Source organism: Duganella levis (assembly GCF_009857605.1).
Lineage (GTDB): Bacteria > Pseudomonadota > Gammaproteobacteria > Burkholderiales > Burkholderiaceae_D > Rugamonas > Rugamonas levis.
In genome coordinates this window covers 247,669-263,686 of record NZ_WWCT01000006.1, presented here as the reverse complement: position 1 = coordinate 263,686, position 16,018 = coordinate 247,669, and the positions used below count along the sequence as shown (strand labels likewise).

Below are 16,018 nucleotides of genomic sequence, written 5' to 3'. Positions count from 1 at the left end.
AATAGCCAATGGCCGAGGGAGGCTCAGGGAGTTAGCTCATGGAGTTGGTATGGTAGCAAAAGTCGCACTTGTCATTTTTCCACAGTTCAATTTGCTCGATCTGTCCGTCGCTACGGTGCTGGGGATCGCGAACCATTACGCCCCTGATACGTATGCGCTGGACATTGTTTCCATGTCGGGTGGCATCGTCTACAGCATGAGCGGCATAGGTGTCGATACCAAAAAATTTGAAGCGCAGCGCTACGACACGATCATCGTCGGCAGCATGCCCGGTGTTCCCACGGCGGCTCCCGACCTGGTCGCGCGCTTGCGCCTGGCGTTGACCGAGTCGCGGCGCGTGGCGAGCATCTGCACCGGCGCGTTTATCCTGGGGGCGGCCGGCGCCTTCGACGGACGCGAAGTGACGACGCATTGGGGCTATACAGATGAGTTGGTCAATCGGCTGCCTGGCGCCAAGGTCGTGCCGGACCGCATGTTCGTGCGCGATGGCCATGTCTGGAGTTCTGCCGGCATGACGGCGGGAACGGACTTGATACTGAGCATGGTGGAGGCGGATGTCGGCCACCATGTGACCCAAATGATTTGCAAGATGATGGTGTTGAGTCACCGGCGTCCCGGCGGCCAGAGCCAGTTTTCTGTCCTGGCCGATATCGATCCCAAGCACGAGCGCATCCGCCAAGCGCTGGCCTTTATCCGCAACAATTTAAACGAAGCATTGAGTGTCGAGCTGCTGGCTGATCAGGCTAACTGGAGTCCGCGTCACTTCAGTCGCGCGTTCAAGGCGGAAACGGGGCTTTCTCCTGCTAAAGCCATCGAGAAGCTACGCGTGGATGCGGCAAAAAATCTTATCGAGAGCGGTCACTCGTCGGCGTCACGCATCGCGGTGCAAACTGGCTTCGGCGACGAGGCAAGAATGCGGCGCGCGTTCCTGCGGGAACTAAGTGATGTCCCGCAAAAAGTCCTGAAAGGCTCCCGCGCCCGCAAGGCTTCCCTGGCTCCGTGACAGAACGCGGGGGGCGGCAACGCGATTTTCCGTAGCGCGCTACAATCAAGATCCAGCGCGCCGTGGTGCGCGCCAATTTGGAGGATTGCGATGAATTTCAAGCGTCTTGGAAAGTCCGGCCTGCGGGTGCCGGAACTGAGTTTTGGCACTGCGACGTTCGGCGGTGGGAATGACTTCTTCAAAGCCTGGGGCAGTACCGATGCCGGCGGCGCCTCGCGCCTGATCGACGTCTGCCTGGAACACGGCGTCTCCCTGTTCGACACCGCCGACGTCTACTCGGACGGCTTGGCCGAACAAATCCTCGGCGAGGCGATCAAGGGCAAGCGCAATCGTTTGCTGATTTCCACCAAGGTCACATTCCCCACCGGCGATGGCGCCAACGATTACGGCTCCTCGCGCCAGCACATCATCGACGCCGTCGACCAATCGCTGAAGCGCCTGCAAGTTGATCACATCGACCTGTTGCAGCTGCACGGCCAGGACTACAACACGCCGGTGGAAGAGACGCTGTCCACGCTGGACCAGCTGGTCCGCGACGGCAAGGTGCGATACACCGGCGCCTCTAACTTCTCCGGCTGGCATTTGATGAAATCCCTGGCGACCTCGGACCGCTATGGCTATCCGCGCCATGTGGCACATCAGATTTACTATTCGCTGCTGAACCGCGATTACGAATGGGAGCTGGCGCCATTGGCGGAAGACCAGGGCGTTGGTGCGGTGGTCTGGAGTCCACTGGGCTGGGGCAAGTTGACCGGCAAGATTCGTCGCGGCCAGCCGGCCAAGCCGGGCACGCGCGCGCACGACATCGCCGGCACCGGTCCGCACTTTGAAGAAGAGCGCCTGTTCCGCATCATCGACGCGCTGGATGTGGTGGCCGAGCAGACCGGCAAATCCATCCCGCAGATTGCGCTGAACTGGCTGCTGGGGAAGAAGACCGTGGCCAACGTCATCATCGGCGCGCGCGACGAGAAGCAGCTGATCGAGAACATCGGCGCCACCGGATGGTCGCTGACGCCGGAGCAGAATGCGCTGCTGGAGCAGGCCAGCGATGTAACGCCGGCTTATCCTGTGTGGCACCAGCGCGGTTTCGCCATCCTCAATGAGCGCGGCGCCTAGAAGTTCTTGATCAGCGTCGCCCGCACGGAGCGCGATTCGATGGGGTGGAAGTGGATGTCGGACACCGGCGCCGCTTCGCCCTTCAGCTGCGACGCATAGTAGTAGTCGATGGCCGAATCGTGGCGGTTGGTGATGTTGAATGCTTCCAGCTCCAGCCGCAAGTCCTTGCGGATCTTCCAGCCCAGGCGGCCGTTCAGCGTCATGCTGGCATTGGAGCGCACGCTGTTATCCTCGATCAGCGGACGCGGACCAAAGTAGCGCAGCTTCAGCGAAGCCGAATAAGGTCCGCCATCGTCCACGGTGACCGCCAGCTGCCCGGTGCCTTCAATCGCACCGGCGATATAGCTGCCTTCTTCCACGTAGCCGCGCGAACGTGCGCGCGCATACGCCAGGTCCAGATCCACCGACAGCCATTTCAGTGGCTTGTAGTAGTTGGAGAACTCAATGCCGTAACGGCGGCTTGGCGGACCGGCTTCGGTGGTGCCGGCGTCGCCGGCATAGGTCAGCTCCGAATCGAAGTCCAGCCGGTATACCGACAGCGAGGTTTGCAAGCCAGGCAGCCATGATGTACGCGCGCCGACCTCCATGCCGCGCGAGCGCACCAGCGGCTGCACCTTGTCCGCCGCCAGGCCGGTCTTGGGATCGATGGTGATGGTGGACCCGCGCGCGTCGTTGCTATGGAAGCCGCTGCCGAAGTTGGCGTACACCTCGGCGGTCTGCCACGGGCCGTAGATCAGGCTCAGACTCGGGCTGACCAAGTGGTCATTGGCCTTACCGGAGTTGGCGGCCAGGTTGCTCTGCACGTCGAAGCGATAGCTGTCCAGCCGCGCGCCGGCCACGGTGCGGAAGGCCGCGTTCCAGCGCGTGTTGTTCTCGACGAACAGGGCGGCGCTGGACTCGACGATATGATCCTGCCGCGTCACCGACAGCGTGCGGCGCGCCTGCGTGTTGTACAAACCGTTGAAGATATTATCGTTCTGGAGCTGCACGCCGACGGTGGTTTCGGTGTTGCCGGTGTCGGTATGCTGGTGCCAGCTGTGCGACGCATTCACGCCGCTGGTCACGCGCTTGTCCGGCTGCGCAAACTGGTCGCCATGTACCGGATCATCCATGAAGTAGGTGAAGTTGGACCACAGGTCAAGCTGATTGGCGATGATGTAGGCGTTGACCTTGGACGCGCTGTCGTCGGTGGTGCGGCGCCAGGCGCCGGACAGGCTGTAACGATGGGCTTTGCCGCCGTCGGTATTGTCGATGGCGTCGTTGCGGCCGATCTGGCCATCCTGCACGGCGCGCAGCGGAATCTGGTCGGTGGAATTCCAGTCGGCCTTGTAGGCCATCAGCGCGATGTTGAAGCCGTTGTTGGCGTAGCCCTCGCTGTAGCGCAGCACGGCGTTCAGCTTCTGGTAATCGTCAGGCCGGGTGAAGGGGCCGTCGTTGTGCATCGCTTCGATGGCGTACAGCAGGCTGCCGCGCTGGGTGTCCACCGAATCGGCGACCAATGCGCGGCCGTAGCCGTTCTGGCCGGCCGACACGCTGGCCACGCCTTGCAGCAGGCGGTTGGCGTACACCACCGACGCAGTGCCGGCCGACGCAAAGTCGCCTTCCTCGGCGGAGTACGGGCCTTTTTTGTAATCGAGGCGCACCGCCAGTTCGGGAATCAGGAAGTTCAGGTCAGTCCAGCCCTGGCCATGCGCGTGGCTACGCTGGTTGACCGGCATGCCGTCGACGGTGGTGCGCAAGTCGGTGCCGTGATCGAGGTTGAAGCCGCGCAGGTAAAACTGATTGGCCTTGCCTTCGCCGCTATGCTGGCTGACCACCAGTCCCGGCACCGCCTCCAGCACTTCGCCGGGACGGTAGACGGTGCGTGCCGCCAGTTCGTCCTGCGTAATGGTGCCGGCGCTGGCCGCATCGGCCACGCCCAACTGGTTGGTGCGCGAGCCATCGACAAAGACCCGTTGCAGGATCTGGTCGTCGGCCTGGGCGGAACCCAGGGCCAACAGCAAAGCATATTTAAGGGGCGATTTGATCGATGCTGTCTTGATCGAAGAAGAGTGTTTTGACGGTGCCATCGGTTTCCACATTAACGGTGTTTCTTTGCGACGGCAGGAAGTCTATCAGCAAAGCGTTGTGGATGCGGCTACCTTTTGTCAGTTTTTCGCCTTTGATTTCCTGGAAAATCATGATGCTGTCGGCATCGATCTTGGCGCCGATCCATTGCAGCGGCAGGCTTTTGCCATCCTTGTCGGTGACGGTGAATTGTTTTTCCACGTAGCGGCGCAGCGGTGCTTCGCTGTCCGGTCGGCCCAGATCGAACTGGCGGCCGTAGAGATTCGTCAGCAGCGCGGCGAGATCGTGCCCCGTATAGGTGTGCACGATCTCGGTGCTGCCGGTGCGCTGGTTGTAGCTGATATCCGCTATGCCCATGTGGAAGTTATGGGCAGATGCGGCCATGCTGGCTGCTGCCAGCATGGTTGCTACCACCGCGCGCAGGCGGCGTGCGATCACTTCTTCTCGTCCTTTTTCAGCGGCGTGTTGAAGTCGCGCATCAGGTTATTGCGGTCACGCTCGGTCTTGAACAGCTCCAGGCGCGATTGCGAGACTTTACGTGGCCACGAATTGTTGGACGTATCGATGTCGGCGGTTTCCCAGTATGGGTCCTGGGTCAGGCCTACCATCGGTTCGTCGGTCACAATCAGCTTGGTGATTTTCTTCGGCGAGTAGCGCCATACTTCGGCCGGAATGCGCTCGATGTACTTTTTGCCGCTCTTCAGTTCAACTTCCAGGATCAACGGCATCACCATGCCGCCCAGGTTGGAGAAGTCCACCAGGTACAGGTGCTTGCCCTGATCCAGCAGCTTCTTCTCCCACGGTTCCAGCTTCTCGATCGCTTCGGCGTAGCTGTTGCGGTCCTTGTTGGTGACGGTGAATTCGTCGTGCTCGTTGTAGAAGTCCTTCAGTTCCGGATGGTCCGCCAGGCGTTTCGGCAGGGCCTTGTTGCGCTGTTCCGAAACGGAGATAGGCTGCGCATCCTTCTGCGCTTTTTTCCAGGCCTTTTCGGTTTCCGGATTTTTCGTGCCGACGCCGTACTCGGTGATGCCGTCGATGCTGATGTCCACCGGATCGGTGGTGTAGAACCAGCCGTGCCAGAACCAGTCGAGGTCCGTGCCCGATGCGTCTTCCATGGTGCGGAAGAAGTCAGCCGGGGTAGGGCGCTTGAACTTCCAGCGCTGTGCGTATTCGCGGAAGGCATAGTCGAACAGTTCGCGGCCCAGGATGGTCTCGCGCAGGATGTTCAGGCCAGTGGCCGGCTTGGCGTAGGCGTTGTTACCCAGCGCAGCGATCGACTCCGAGTTGGTCATGATCGGCACCTGGTTGCGGCTCTTCATGTAGTCGACGATGTTGCGCGGCTCGCCGCGGCGCGATGGGTAGTTGTCTTCCCATTCCTGCTCGGCCAGGTATTGCACGAAGGTGTTCAGGCCTTCATCCATCCAGGTCCATTGACGCTCATCCGAGTTGACGATCATCGGGAAGTAGTTGTGGCCCACTTCGTGGATGATCACGCCGATCAGGCCATACTTGGTCTGCTGCGACCAGGTCAGCTGGCCGGTTTTCTTGTCCTTGGTCGGGCGCGGGCCGTTGAAGGAGATCATCGGATATTCCATGCCGCCCACCGGACCGTTGACCGAGATCGCGGTCGGGTACGGGAAGTCGAAGCTGTACTTGTTGTACTTGTCGATGGTGTGGATGATGGCCTGGGTGCTGTACTTGCCCCACAGCGGATTGCCTTCCTTCGGATAGTAGGACATCGCCATCACGTCGGTGGTGTCCTTCTTGTAGCCTTGCGCATCCCAGATGAATTTGCGGCTGGAGGCCCAGGCGAAATCGCGCACGTTGCTGGCCTTGAAGTGCCAGGTTTTGCTGGCGGTGCTGTGCGACTTCTCGGCGGCGGTGGCTTCTTCCTGCGTCACGATGACCACTGGCGCGGTCGCGGTGCGGGCCTTGGCCAGGCGGTCACGCTGGGCGGCGGTCAGCACATCGTTCGGGTTTTGCAGTTCGCCGGTGGAGGCCACCACGTGGTCGGCCGGGACGGTCAGCTGGACGTCGTAGTCGCCGAATTCCAGCGTGAATTCGCCGGTGCCCAGGAACTGCTTGTGCTGCCAGCCGTAGACGTCGTAGTAGGCGGCCATGCGCGGGAACCACTGGGCGATTTCGAACAGGTCGTTCTTGTCTTCGTCAAAGTGCTCGTAGCCGGAACGGCCGCCCAGCACTTGCTGTTCGTTGATGTTGTAGGACCAGTCGATATTGAACACGAACTGCTCGCCGGACTTCAAAGGCTTCGGCAGGTCGATGCGCATCATGGTGCGGTTGATGACGTACTTCAGCGGCTGGCCGCCGGATGCCACGGTCTTGATCTTGAAGCCGCCGTCGAATTCGCGGCCGGCCAGGATGCCGCGCATACCTTCGAACTTGTAGCCGTCGTCCGGATTGGCCGGCTTGGCCCACGCTTCGCGCGATGGCTGCGTCAGCATCATGCGGGCGTCGGAGTCCTTTTTGTAGATGTTCTGGTCCAGCTGCACCCACAGATAGCTCAGCGTGTCCGGCGAGTTATTGTGGTAGGTGATCTGTTCGCTGCCGGTGAGGGCGCGCTTGGCTTCGTCCAGCGAGGCGCTGATGGTGTAATCAGCGCGCTGCTGCCAGTAGGCGTGGCCTGGTGCGCCGGATGCGGTGCGGTAGGCGTTTGGAGTCGGCAGGATTTCTTCGAGTTGACGGAATTTGTCGTCGAAAGGTTCCGCCGCGTAGGCGGAAACTGTCAGGCACAGGGCCAGGAAGCCAAGTTTCTTCTGCATTGGGTATGTTTCCTCAAGATAAGAGGATAAATTGTATAGCAGGTTTGCAATCGATTACCTGCTGATACAATAAAATACAAACCGTTGTTACCGTTTTGCCTGCGACTCCTGAAATTGATAGTGCGCGTCGTCGCTGGCTGTGATAGTTTTGGAGACGACATCCAGTTGCATTAAGCGGGAGCCCATGCCGGCGCTGGCTTGCGGCCATTCCGGCAGGCCTGCGCCGTTGGGATTTCCGGTCTTGATGAAGTTGGCGAAGTAGGTCTGCATCTGCGCAGAAAGCGCATAATCTTCCGCGCTCCATGCATATACTTTATTACCTGGCAGGTTGCCCAGCGCATATTCGATTTCCACCGAGTGGTTGGCGCCTTCCTGGCCCGGACGCGGACGCGTGTAGTAATAACGGTAGGTCGGCTTGCCGCTGGTGCGCGCGTGGCTGTCGATCCATTTCCAGGTGCCGTAGCCGATGAAGCGGTCGCTGGCCAGTTCCGTCGCCGCCTGTTTGACGTCGCCGCTGTAGGCCTGCTGCGCCGCTGCGGCCTGGTCGCCGTACAGTTTTTGCAATGCGGCGGCGAAGTTTTCGCTGGTCGGTTCGGCCTCGCCGAGGATTTGCTTGTAGTGGCCTTCGTATGAATTCCAGCCTGCCAGCAGCGGCACCTTGGCCTGTTCGCCCGCCGCGTACATGGCGACCGGCGAGCGCGGTACCACATAGCCGTCCTGGATCGCAAAGAACCAGGCGCCGGGCTTCTTGAGGTTTTCCAGCAGCTGGGTGGCGGGCAAGGCGCGCAGTTCGGCAAGCGTTGGCGCGCCGATGCCTTGCGCGAAGCCTGCGCCGGCCTGCTCTGCGGCGGCCAGCGGCGCGGGCGCCATCAGGCCAAGCAGCGAGCCGCTTTCGCCTATCGCGCCGGCGAACAGACCTTTGGACTGCGGATTGATCATCTGCGCGCTAACCGAAAAAGAGCCGGCCGATTCGCCGGCAATGGTCACGCGCGTTGGATCGCCGCCGAAGGCCGCGATATTCTTCTTCACCCACAGCAGCGCCGCTGCCTGGTCCATCAGGCCGTAGTTGCCGGATGTGTGGTGCGGCGACTCCTTGCTCAGCTCCGGATGCGCCAGGAAGCCGAACACGTTGAGGCGGTAGTTGATGGTCAGCGTGACGACGCCCTTGGCCGCCATGCTCTCACCATCGTAGCGCGGCTCGGAGCCATCACCGGCCGCAAAGCCGCCGCCGTAGAAGTAGACCAGCACCGGCAGCTTTTCCTTGGGCGACTTGGCCGGCGTCCAGACATTCAGGAACAGGCAGTCTTCGCTGACGCCATCGGAGCGGAACACCATGTCGTCAAACAGCGGCAGCTGCATGCAGCGCGCGCCGAAATGGTCGGCCTTGCGCGTGCCTTTCCATTTGGCCGCCGGTTGCGGCGCCTTCCATCGCAGCTGGCCCACTGGCGCCGCCGCATAGGGAATGCCCTTGTACGCGGTGACGCCGGATGCTTCCGCCACGCCTTCCACCGCGCCGGTGGCGGTGGTGGCTTTCGGCGCCGCATGGGCGGAGAGTGCAAACACTGTGGAAGACAGAAGCAGCAGGCCAGCTTTTTTCATGGGCGTCAGTGATGTAAAGTGATTATTTAGCCTTGCCAGCGATTTTGGCCGATGGCCTCAGGCGCGGCGCGGCATCGGACTGGCGGCGTACCAGCGTATGTTTGGTGACGACGTGTTCGGGCGCTTCCGGCGTGCCGTTGCGCTGGGCGCGGATCAGGCGCACCAACGACTGCACCGCTTCTTCCGCCATGGCGGTAATCGGCTGGCGCACGGTGGTCAGCTCCGGCCAGATGGTGGTGGCCAGCGCGGTATCATCGAAGCCGGCCACGGTCAGGTCGCCCGGCACGTCCAGTCCCAGGCGGTGGGCGATGGCCACGACGGCGGCCGCCATATCGTCATTACTGGCGAAGACGGCGGTCGGGCGCTGCGCAAGCCCCAGCAGCGACTCCGCCGCATCCAGGCCGGAACGGTAGGTGAACTGGCCCTGCACGATCAGTTCCGGCGCGCTTTGCACATGCTTCTCGGCGATAGCGGCCTTGAAGCCGGCCAGGCGGCGCGCGCTGGCGCTCTGGTTCGGGTGGCCGATGACGAAGCCGATGCGCTGGTGGCCCAGCGCGATCAGGTGGCAGGTCATGGCATACGCAGCCTGATAGTCGTCGATACTGACGCCGCCGACGCGCGGGTCGGGCTGGCCGCAGGCGACGGTAATCGCCGGCGTTCCGGAAGTGGCAATCAGGTCGATCAGGTTATGCACGTCGCACAGCGGCGGCGGCAGGATGATGCCGTCGACGCCATTGGCTATCAGGCGGCGCGCCTGTTCGACGCCGTGTTCATCGGCCTCGCATTTTTCCACCACCAACTGCACGTTATTCGGGCTGGCCTGGTTCAGCAGGCCGACCAGGAATTCGCTCAGATAGCCGGCGGACGGATTCGAATACAGAAAGCCGACGCGGATCGGGCGCGAGCCGGCCAGGCGGCGCGCCGCCTGATTGGGGACGTAGTTGAGGGCAGCAACGGCAGCATCGACGCGGTTGCGGGTTTTCTCGCGGACGTTGGTATCGCCGTTCATCACGCGCGACACCGTCATCGGGGATACGCCTGCCAGTTCGGCCACATCGGCCATGGTCGGCGCTTGCGAGCGGCTCTGCACGGCCGGTACCGGCGCCGGTTTCACCTTGGATTTCGTCATCTGTCCTCAATAAATATAAAGCTAAGTTAAGCCCCGGACTTTACCACAAGCGGGGCTTATCCACGACCCGGCGCATAGGGGTAGCTTAGCGATTTGTAGTAATCCAGCGGGTGCGCTGGGGCTTGTACGCCGGGCGGCAGCGCCAGGCCGGACACCGACTGGAAGTAGGCGATGCAGGCGTCGCGCCACAGGATGGCGTTGTTGACCTGGCGCGTCAGGCGCTGTTCTTCTTCCGTGTAGCGGCGTGCGTCGATCAATGGTTTCAGCGCCACCCAGCGCGCGTGCAGCGCGCGCGCATCGGCCAGTCCCTGGTCGTAGCGCGTCAGCAGTTCGGCCCATAGCGTGCGGCCGGACGGCATGGCGTAGTCCCACGGCAGGTGATGGAACCACAGCAGGTACTGCTGCGGCGTGGTTTTCGGATCGGCGTACTGGCGGGCGATCTCCGGCGCATATTGTTCCAGCGCGTTGCTGCCTTTGGTGGTGCGGTCAAAGCCGATGCCATCGCGGCTGGCACGATGATAGTAGACCGGATTCCAGTCCGGGCGCTCCAGGTTATCGACCCATGGCGCAGGACCGAAGTGGTGGCTGGTGCCCATGATGTGGTGCAGGCCCAGTGGCGTCATATAGTTCACCACCGTTTCGCGCGAGAGCATCATCATGTCGACGATGGGCGGGACCACGCGTTTGTCCGGGCCGAAGGTGAGGGCGGCCCATTCGACGGCAATGTCGCGCGCCTTGGCTTGCGGGTTCCAGGCCATGCGGCCGAAGGCATACCAGTTGGACTGGTCGAACTGCGAGCCGGCCCAATTGCGGTCGCTGCCGATGTTGGCCACGCCTGCCATGCCGCTCAAGGTGTTGGCGACTGCGCCGGCGGCGGTTTTGGTGTCGCTTTCCAGCGTCTCTTCAAACAGCGTGCCCAGATAGGCCATGTCGGTCGAGTAGCCGAGGTACTCCTTGGTGATCTGGAATTCCATCATCAGCGGCGTTTTCGGCATGGCGCCAAACAGCGGGTGGAACGGCTCGCGCGGCTGGAAGTCGATGGCGCCGTTCTTCACTTGTACCAGCACATTGGCGGCGAAGGTGCCGTCCAGCGGCTTGAATTCTTCGTAAGCCTGGCGCGCGCGGTCGTCGGCCAGGTGCGCGCCTTTCGGTGCATAGACAAATGCGCGCCACATGACGATGCCCTTGTGCGGCGCCACGGCGGCGGCCAGCATATTGGCGCCGTCGGCGTGGGTGCGGTGATAGTCCTGCGGGCCAGGCTGGCCTTCGGAGTTGGCCTTGACCAGGAAGCCGCCGAAGTCGGGAATGGCCTTGTAGATTTCGTCGGCCTTGCGCTGCCACCATGCGCGCACTTCGGGCGACAGCGGATCGGCGGTACTGGTCTCTTTCAATTCCAGCGGCGTGGAGAAGCGGGCCGACAGGTACACCTTGATGCCGTAAGGGCGCAGCACGTCGGCGACGGCGGCGGCTTTGGCGATGAACGGCGCGGTCATCACTTCCGGTTTGGAGTTGACGTTGTTGAGTACCGTGCCGTTGATGCCCAGCGAGGCGTTGGCGCGGGCGTAGTCGGTATAGCGCTGGTCCTTGATATCGGGCAGCGCCCACCAGTCCCAGATCGATTGGCCGGAGTAGCCGCGTTCCACGGTGCGGTCGAGATTATCCCAGTGATTCAGCAGGCGCAGTGATAGCTTGGGTGCGGACGACGCTTCCAGCTTGGCGCCGGTGCCGGCATCGCGCAGCCAGGCGTAGGCGCCGTAGAGCAGGCCAATGTCGCTGTTGGCGGCGATCAGTGTGACGTTGTGGCCTTGCACGCGCGTCTGGCGCAGCAGGTAGCCTTCGTTGCCCAGCGTGGCCAGTTCGGCGCGCAGTGGCGATGCGGCGGCGGCCAGTTCCGGCAGGCGCGCCGGCGTGGCAAGCAGCAGGGCGCCATCGGCGATGCGCGACGCTGGCGCTGGTGCTTTACCGAGCATGCCGGCCAGGCCGCGTTGCAGTTCTGCGACGGCGGCTTGCGTGGTCGGCGACGAAGCACCTGGCAAGACGATGCTGCGGGCTTGCGATTGCACGTTGGCTTGCGCGGCGCGGTCCAGTGGGCGATAGCGCAGCCACAGGTCGTAGCCGTCTTCGTCGGCAGCTGCTGCTGTCGCGCAGAGCGTTAGGAGCAGCGCTGCCAGCGCGGCCGAAAAGTTAATTCGCATCTTGTCTCCGTTTTTATGATAGCGTAACCATTTCATTATGCCACGATGTTAGCAAACAATTCCAACGAGGAGTGAGACAAAAATGAAGATATCCCGACGCGGTATTCTGACGATGATGGCGGCTGGCGGTTTGCTGCCTTTGCATGCGGCAGAAATGCCGGAACCCTTGAAAGTGCTGGGCAAACGCAAAGGCCTCAATGTCGGCAATGCGATTAGCCGCCACCATTTGCACAATCCCGGCTACACGGCCTTGATGGCGCGCGAGTGCAATATGCTGGTGGCCGAGAATGAAGGCAAGTGGCAGGCTTTGGAGCCGCGTCAGGGGGCCTATGAGTTTGGGCCGGCGGACGAGTTGTATGCGTGGGCGCGCTCACAGGGCATGCTGGTGCGCGGGCATAACCTGATCTGGCAGGACGCTAAGTGGTTGCCGAAGTGGGTGAATGCCTATGACTTCGGCACGCAGCCGGCGCAGGCCGCAGAAGCGCTGCTGCGCAAGCATATCGTGGCGGTGTGCGATCATTTTGGTGATGCGATTCATAGCTATGACGTGGTCAATGAGGCAGTGGACCCGAAGACCGGCGGCTTGCGAGTGAATGTTTTCACGGAGCGTCTGGGCGCGGTGGAGCAGATGGACCTGGCCTTCCGCGTGGCGCATGAGCGGGCGCCGAAGGCGCAGCTGGTTTATAACGATTACATGCGGCCGGATACGGGCAGCACCAAGCATCGGGCAGGGGTGTTGAAACTGCTGCATGACCTGAAATCGCGCGGCACGCCGGTGCATGCGCTGGGTTTACAGAGTCATATCGGTTCGTGGGATGAGATGGGGACGGGCAATCAGCAGCAGGAGTGGCGTCGGTTCCTCGATGAGGTGACCGGCATGGGATTGGATCTGCTGGTGACCGAGTTTGATGTCAATGACCGCAAGCTGCCGGCCGATGTGGCGGCGCGTGACGCGGGCGTGGCGGCGCTGGCCAAGGATTATCTGGATGTGACGTTCAGTTATCGTCAGTGTAAGGACTTCCTGATGTGGGGCATGGCGGACAACTTTAACTGGCTGCAGACCTGGGACGAGGCGCCGCGCACCGATGGACTGAAGATGCGGCCGACGCCTTTTGACGATCAGTTGCGCGCCAAGCCGCTGCGGGATGCGATTGCGGCGGCGATCAATGCGATGCCGCAGCGCGCCTAAACCCGCACAGCCATGCGGGGTCTGACCCCGTACGGGGTCAGACCCCTAAGCGGTACAGCATGCGTATCGCTTAGGTCGTGGGTTATTGGCGTGGGCTTTCCGGCGGTCCGAGATAGCTTGGGCGCACCCCGCCTGCATTCACCACCAGTTTTTGCAGCACCAACCCTGCGTCCACTACCCAGAACTTGAGGGTGTGGTTGCCGGGTTTTGCGATCTGATGCTGCGAAGTCAAGACCGTCACGCCATCCGATACCGTGCGCTCCCAAGCCTTCTCACTACCATCCGCGTGCACGTTGACGATCTGCGGCGCCTCGTCGTCAATCGAAATCGCATAGCGCAGACCAGCACCCGGTTTGAATTTCTGCGTCGGCGCCAGCGTCGCCTGTACTTCCACTTTCCCGGCGCTGAACAGCTGCATCTCATACTCCAGCCGCATGCGCGGCTTCTCATCCGCCGGCGCGTCGACCGGCAGCGCCGTCATGCCGGACAACGTGCGGCCATGATCCGGAATCCGTTGCCACGCGCGCTGGTCGGCCGCCACCGCCCGCGTATAGTGCTCCGCTTCCATCGACACCACGCCGCCGATTTCGATAAAGCCTTTCAACGCCGCCGCGCCAGCCGGTTTGCGCAGGGGAACTGAGACCGTCGTCTTGCCACCGGCACCCGAGATGGTCAGCGTGGCGCTGCGCACCCCATCCGGCACCTCCGCCCAGCGCACATCCACCATTACGCGCTGCTGGCGCGCGACCTTGCCCGCCGGCTTATCCAGCGTAATCCACGGCTCACTGGCCGACACCTTGTAGTCAAACGCCTGCTGCCCGCGATTGAAAATATCGACAAACCGCGCCTTCTTCTCAAACACATCCAGCGCCGGCAGGGCCAGCGCCTCGCCGCCCGGTCCAGGCCAGACCTGCGCGTTGCCCTCCACTGCCACGCCCATATCAGCCTCTTTCGGCACCTGCATCTCGGTCACCGGCGGCATCACATTGCGCGGCGGCTGGTTCCAGTACGTGTAGCCCAGGTGCGTCTGCGACATCATTTGGTTCCACTTGCCGCCGCTGATATCCTCGTGATAGCGCCGTACCAGTTCCGCATCCTGCGCAAACAAAGCCCGCGCCCGCGTTGCCAGATCATTGGTCGAAGCGCGGCCCTGCAATCCATACAATTGATTCAGGCCAGCCGTGACATACAACTCATTCACCACCGCGCTGGCCTTCACCGGATACAGCACCAGCTGGTAGAACGCATCGCGCTTGTTGGCCGGCAGCGCGGCGGAAATCTTCTCCGCCCGCGCCGCAATGGCGTTGTAGTCCTCGACGACGCTTGCCGCCTCGTTATAGTTCACCAGGCTGTAAGTGGTCGGCTCCAGCTGCTCCGGCTTGCGGCGGCCGTTGTACTTGGTGTACTTGGCCACAATGTCGGCGATATCGTCTGCGTACTGCGACCCGAACTCGCGCGTCGCCCACAGCTTCAGATAATCAGGCAGCCGCTCGGCAGGCCAGGCTTCCGGATTCCACGCATAGGTCAGGAAGAACTCAATCGGCACCTCCATCGGCTTCAGATCGCCCACATTGACGATCCACATGCGGTTGGCCTGATACTGCCACGCCAGATGCATCTGCTCCCATACCTTCGGCAGCGGCGTGACGTTCAGCCACTTGTACGAACGCGGGCCGCCGACATAGTCGAAGTGGTAGTAGATGCCGGCGCCGCCGGCGCGCTTGCGTTCTTCGGCGGTCGGCAGGCGTCGGATGTTGCCCCAGTTGTCGTCGCACCACAGCAGCATCACGTCATCCGGCACACGCATGCCTTTCTCGTAATACTCCTGCACTTCCTTATACAGCGCCCATACCTGTGGCACCTTGGTCACGTCTGGATTGATCTCCTTGGCGATAATGCTGCGCTGGTCGCTGACGATATGCTCCAGCAGCGACACATTGGCGCCTTCCGACATCGGCTCGTCGCCATCGCCGCGCATGCCCAGCGTGATCAGCTTCTCCTGGCCTTGCGACACGCGCAGCCCCTGCGTCCAGAAATCGCGCAGGGCGTCGGTGCTGCGGTTGTAGTCCCACGGCTTGCCACCACCGTAACGGCGCCATTCGTCGTGCGCGCGCATCATCGGCTCGTGGTGCGAGGTGCCGATGACGACACCGTAGTCGTCGGCCACCTTGCCGTTCAATTTGTCGTCATCGTAGAACGCCTTGCCCCACATGGCCGGCCACAGATAATTGCCGCGCATGCGCAGGATCAGCTCATACACCTTTTCATAAAACTGGTGATTGAAGCCGCCGTAGCGCTGCTTGACCCAGTCGGTCAGCGCCGGCGCTTCGTCATTGAGGAAGATGCCGCGATACTGCACCACCGGCGCATCGCTGACCGCAGCCGGGGCCGAGGCATACAAGCTTGCATGCTTAGCCGCCGGCACATCGGCCCACCAATTCCACGGCGAGACGCCAATCTGCTCCGACATCTCATAGATGCCGTAGATGGTGCCGCGCTTGTCGCTACCCGCTATTACCAACGCGCGCTCCACACCCGGCAGCGGCTTGCTCACGGTCTGCACCTGCCAGCCTTCCCACTTGCCCTTGATGGCTGAAACATCCAGCTTGCCGGCGGCGACCAACTGGTCGATCAATGCGCTCTTGCCGATGGTGCCGATGATGATCACGTCCGTGCCTGCCGGCTTGCCGTCCTTGACCAGCGCCGGTCTGGTCGCGCTGACGCGTGCGATATCGGCCTGCAGGTCGCCAGCGGCGCGCAGCACACCGACATGGTCGGATGAATCGACATACAGCCGCGCGGCTTGGCCGTTGCGGGCCAGCGCCACAGCATCGGCAGGCGGTTGATCGAACCAGGCCAGTTTTTTCTGGCCCAGCGCCTGAGCGGGCAGGGCGTGGCAAAGCAGGGCCAGTAACATGGCCCCGGCGGCAAGAACGGGTT

At 62.2% G+C, this 16,018-nt stretch carries 10 protein-coding genes; 3 read left to right on the top strand and 7 right to left on the bottom strand.

Annotation, left to right across the window (positions count from 1 at the left end):
• The first annotated feature begins 49 nt into the window (after positions 1-49).
• Both GTP69_RS10695 and GTP69_RS10690 read left to right on the top strand, forming a co-directional pair.
• Positions 50-1,003 carry a GlxA family transcriptional regulator gene (locus GTP69_RS10695; RefSeq protein ID WP_161054871.1) on the top strand — a complete coding sequence of 318 codons (954 nt, stop codon included), beginning with the start codon at positions 50-52 and terminating at the stop codon, positions 1,001-1,003.
• A 90-nt stretch (positions 1,004-1,093) separates the two neighbouring features.
• Entirely contained in the window at positions 1,094-2,119 is a 1,026-nt protein-coding gene (locus GTP69_RS10690; protein ID WP_161054870.1) for an aldo/keto reductase, read from the top strand.
• Here the strand turns inward: GTP69_RS10690 and GTP69_RS10685 are convergent.
• The 6 genes from GTP69_RS10685 to GTP69_RS10660 form a co-directional block, all read right to left on the bottom strand.
• Entirely contained in the window at positions 2,116-4,188 is a 2,073-nt protein-coding gene (locus tag GTP69_RS10685; protein ID WP_161054869.1) for a TonB-dependent receptor, read from the bottom strand. The two genes, GTP69_RS10690 and GTP69_RS10685, sit on opposite strands and share 4 nt — an antisense overlap.
• Positions 4,130-4,588 carry a DUF6702 family protein gene (locus GTP69_RS10680; RefSeq protein ID WP_202424368.1) on the bottom strand — a complete coding sequence of 153 codons (459 nt, stop codon included), beginning with the start codon at positions 4,586-4,588 and terminating at the stop codon, positions 4,130-4,132. Before GTP69_RS10680 ends, GTP69_RS10685 begins: the two co-directional genes overlap by 59 nt.
• 32 nt (positions 4,589-4,620) lie before the next feature.
• Positions 4,621-6,966, bottom strand: a complete 2,346-nt coding sequence (locus GTP69_RS10675; protein ID WP_161054867.1) for a M1 family metallopeptidase — start codon at positions 6,964-6,966, stop codon at positions 4,621-4,623.
• Positions 6,967-7,053: 87 nt separating this feature from the next.
• The gene (locus GTP69_RS10670) at positions 7,054-8,565 is read right to left on the bottom strand and encodes a carboxylesterase/lipase family protein (protein ID WP_161054866.1); all 1,512 of its coding nucleotides are present in this window, start codon (positions 8,563-8,565) and stop codon (positions 7,054-7,056) included.
• Between the two features lie 22 nt (positions 8,566-8,587).
• On the bottom strand, positions 8,588-9,694 hold the full coding sequence (locus tag GTP69_RS10665; RefSeq protein ID WP_161054865.1) for a LacI family DNA-binding transcriptional regulator: 1,107 nt from the start codon (positions 9,692-9,694) through the stop codon (positions 8,588-8,590).
• A gap of 56 nt (positions 9,695-9,750) precedes the next feature.
• A complete protein-coding gene (locus tag GTP69_RS10660) occupies positions 9,751-11,889 on the bottom strand; it encodes an alpha-glucuronidase family glycosyl hydrolase (protein WP_161054864.1) in 2,139 nt (712 codons plus the stop codon).
• An 82-nt stretch (positions 11,890-11,971) separates the two neighbouring features.
• Between GTP69_RS10660 and GTP69_RS10655 the strand changes: the two genes are divergently transcribed.
• The gene (locus tag GTP69_RS10655) at positions 11,972-13,078 is read left to right on the top strand and encodes an endo-1,4-beta-xylanase (protein WP_161054863.1); all 1,107 of its coding nucleotides are present in this window, start codon (positions 11,972-11,974) and stop codon (positions 13,076-13,078) included.
• 82 nt (positions 13,079-13,160) lie between these two features.
• Here GTP69_RS10655 and GTP69_RS10650 read toward each other — a convergent pair whose 3' ends face one another.
• A complete protein-coding gene (locus tag GTP69_RS10650; RefSeq protein ID WP_229260889.1) occupies positions 13,161-15,995 on the bottom strand; it encodes a glycosyl hydrolase 115 family protein in 2,835 nt (944 codons plus the stop codon).
• Positions 15,996-16,018: the final 23 nt, after the last annotated feature.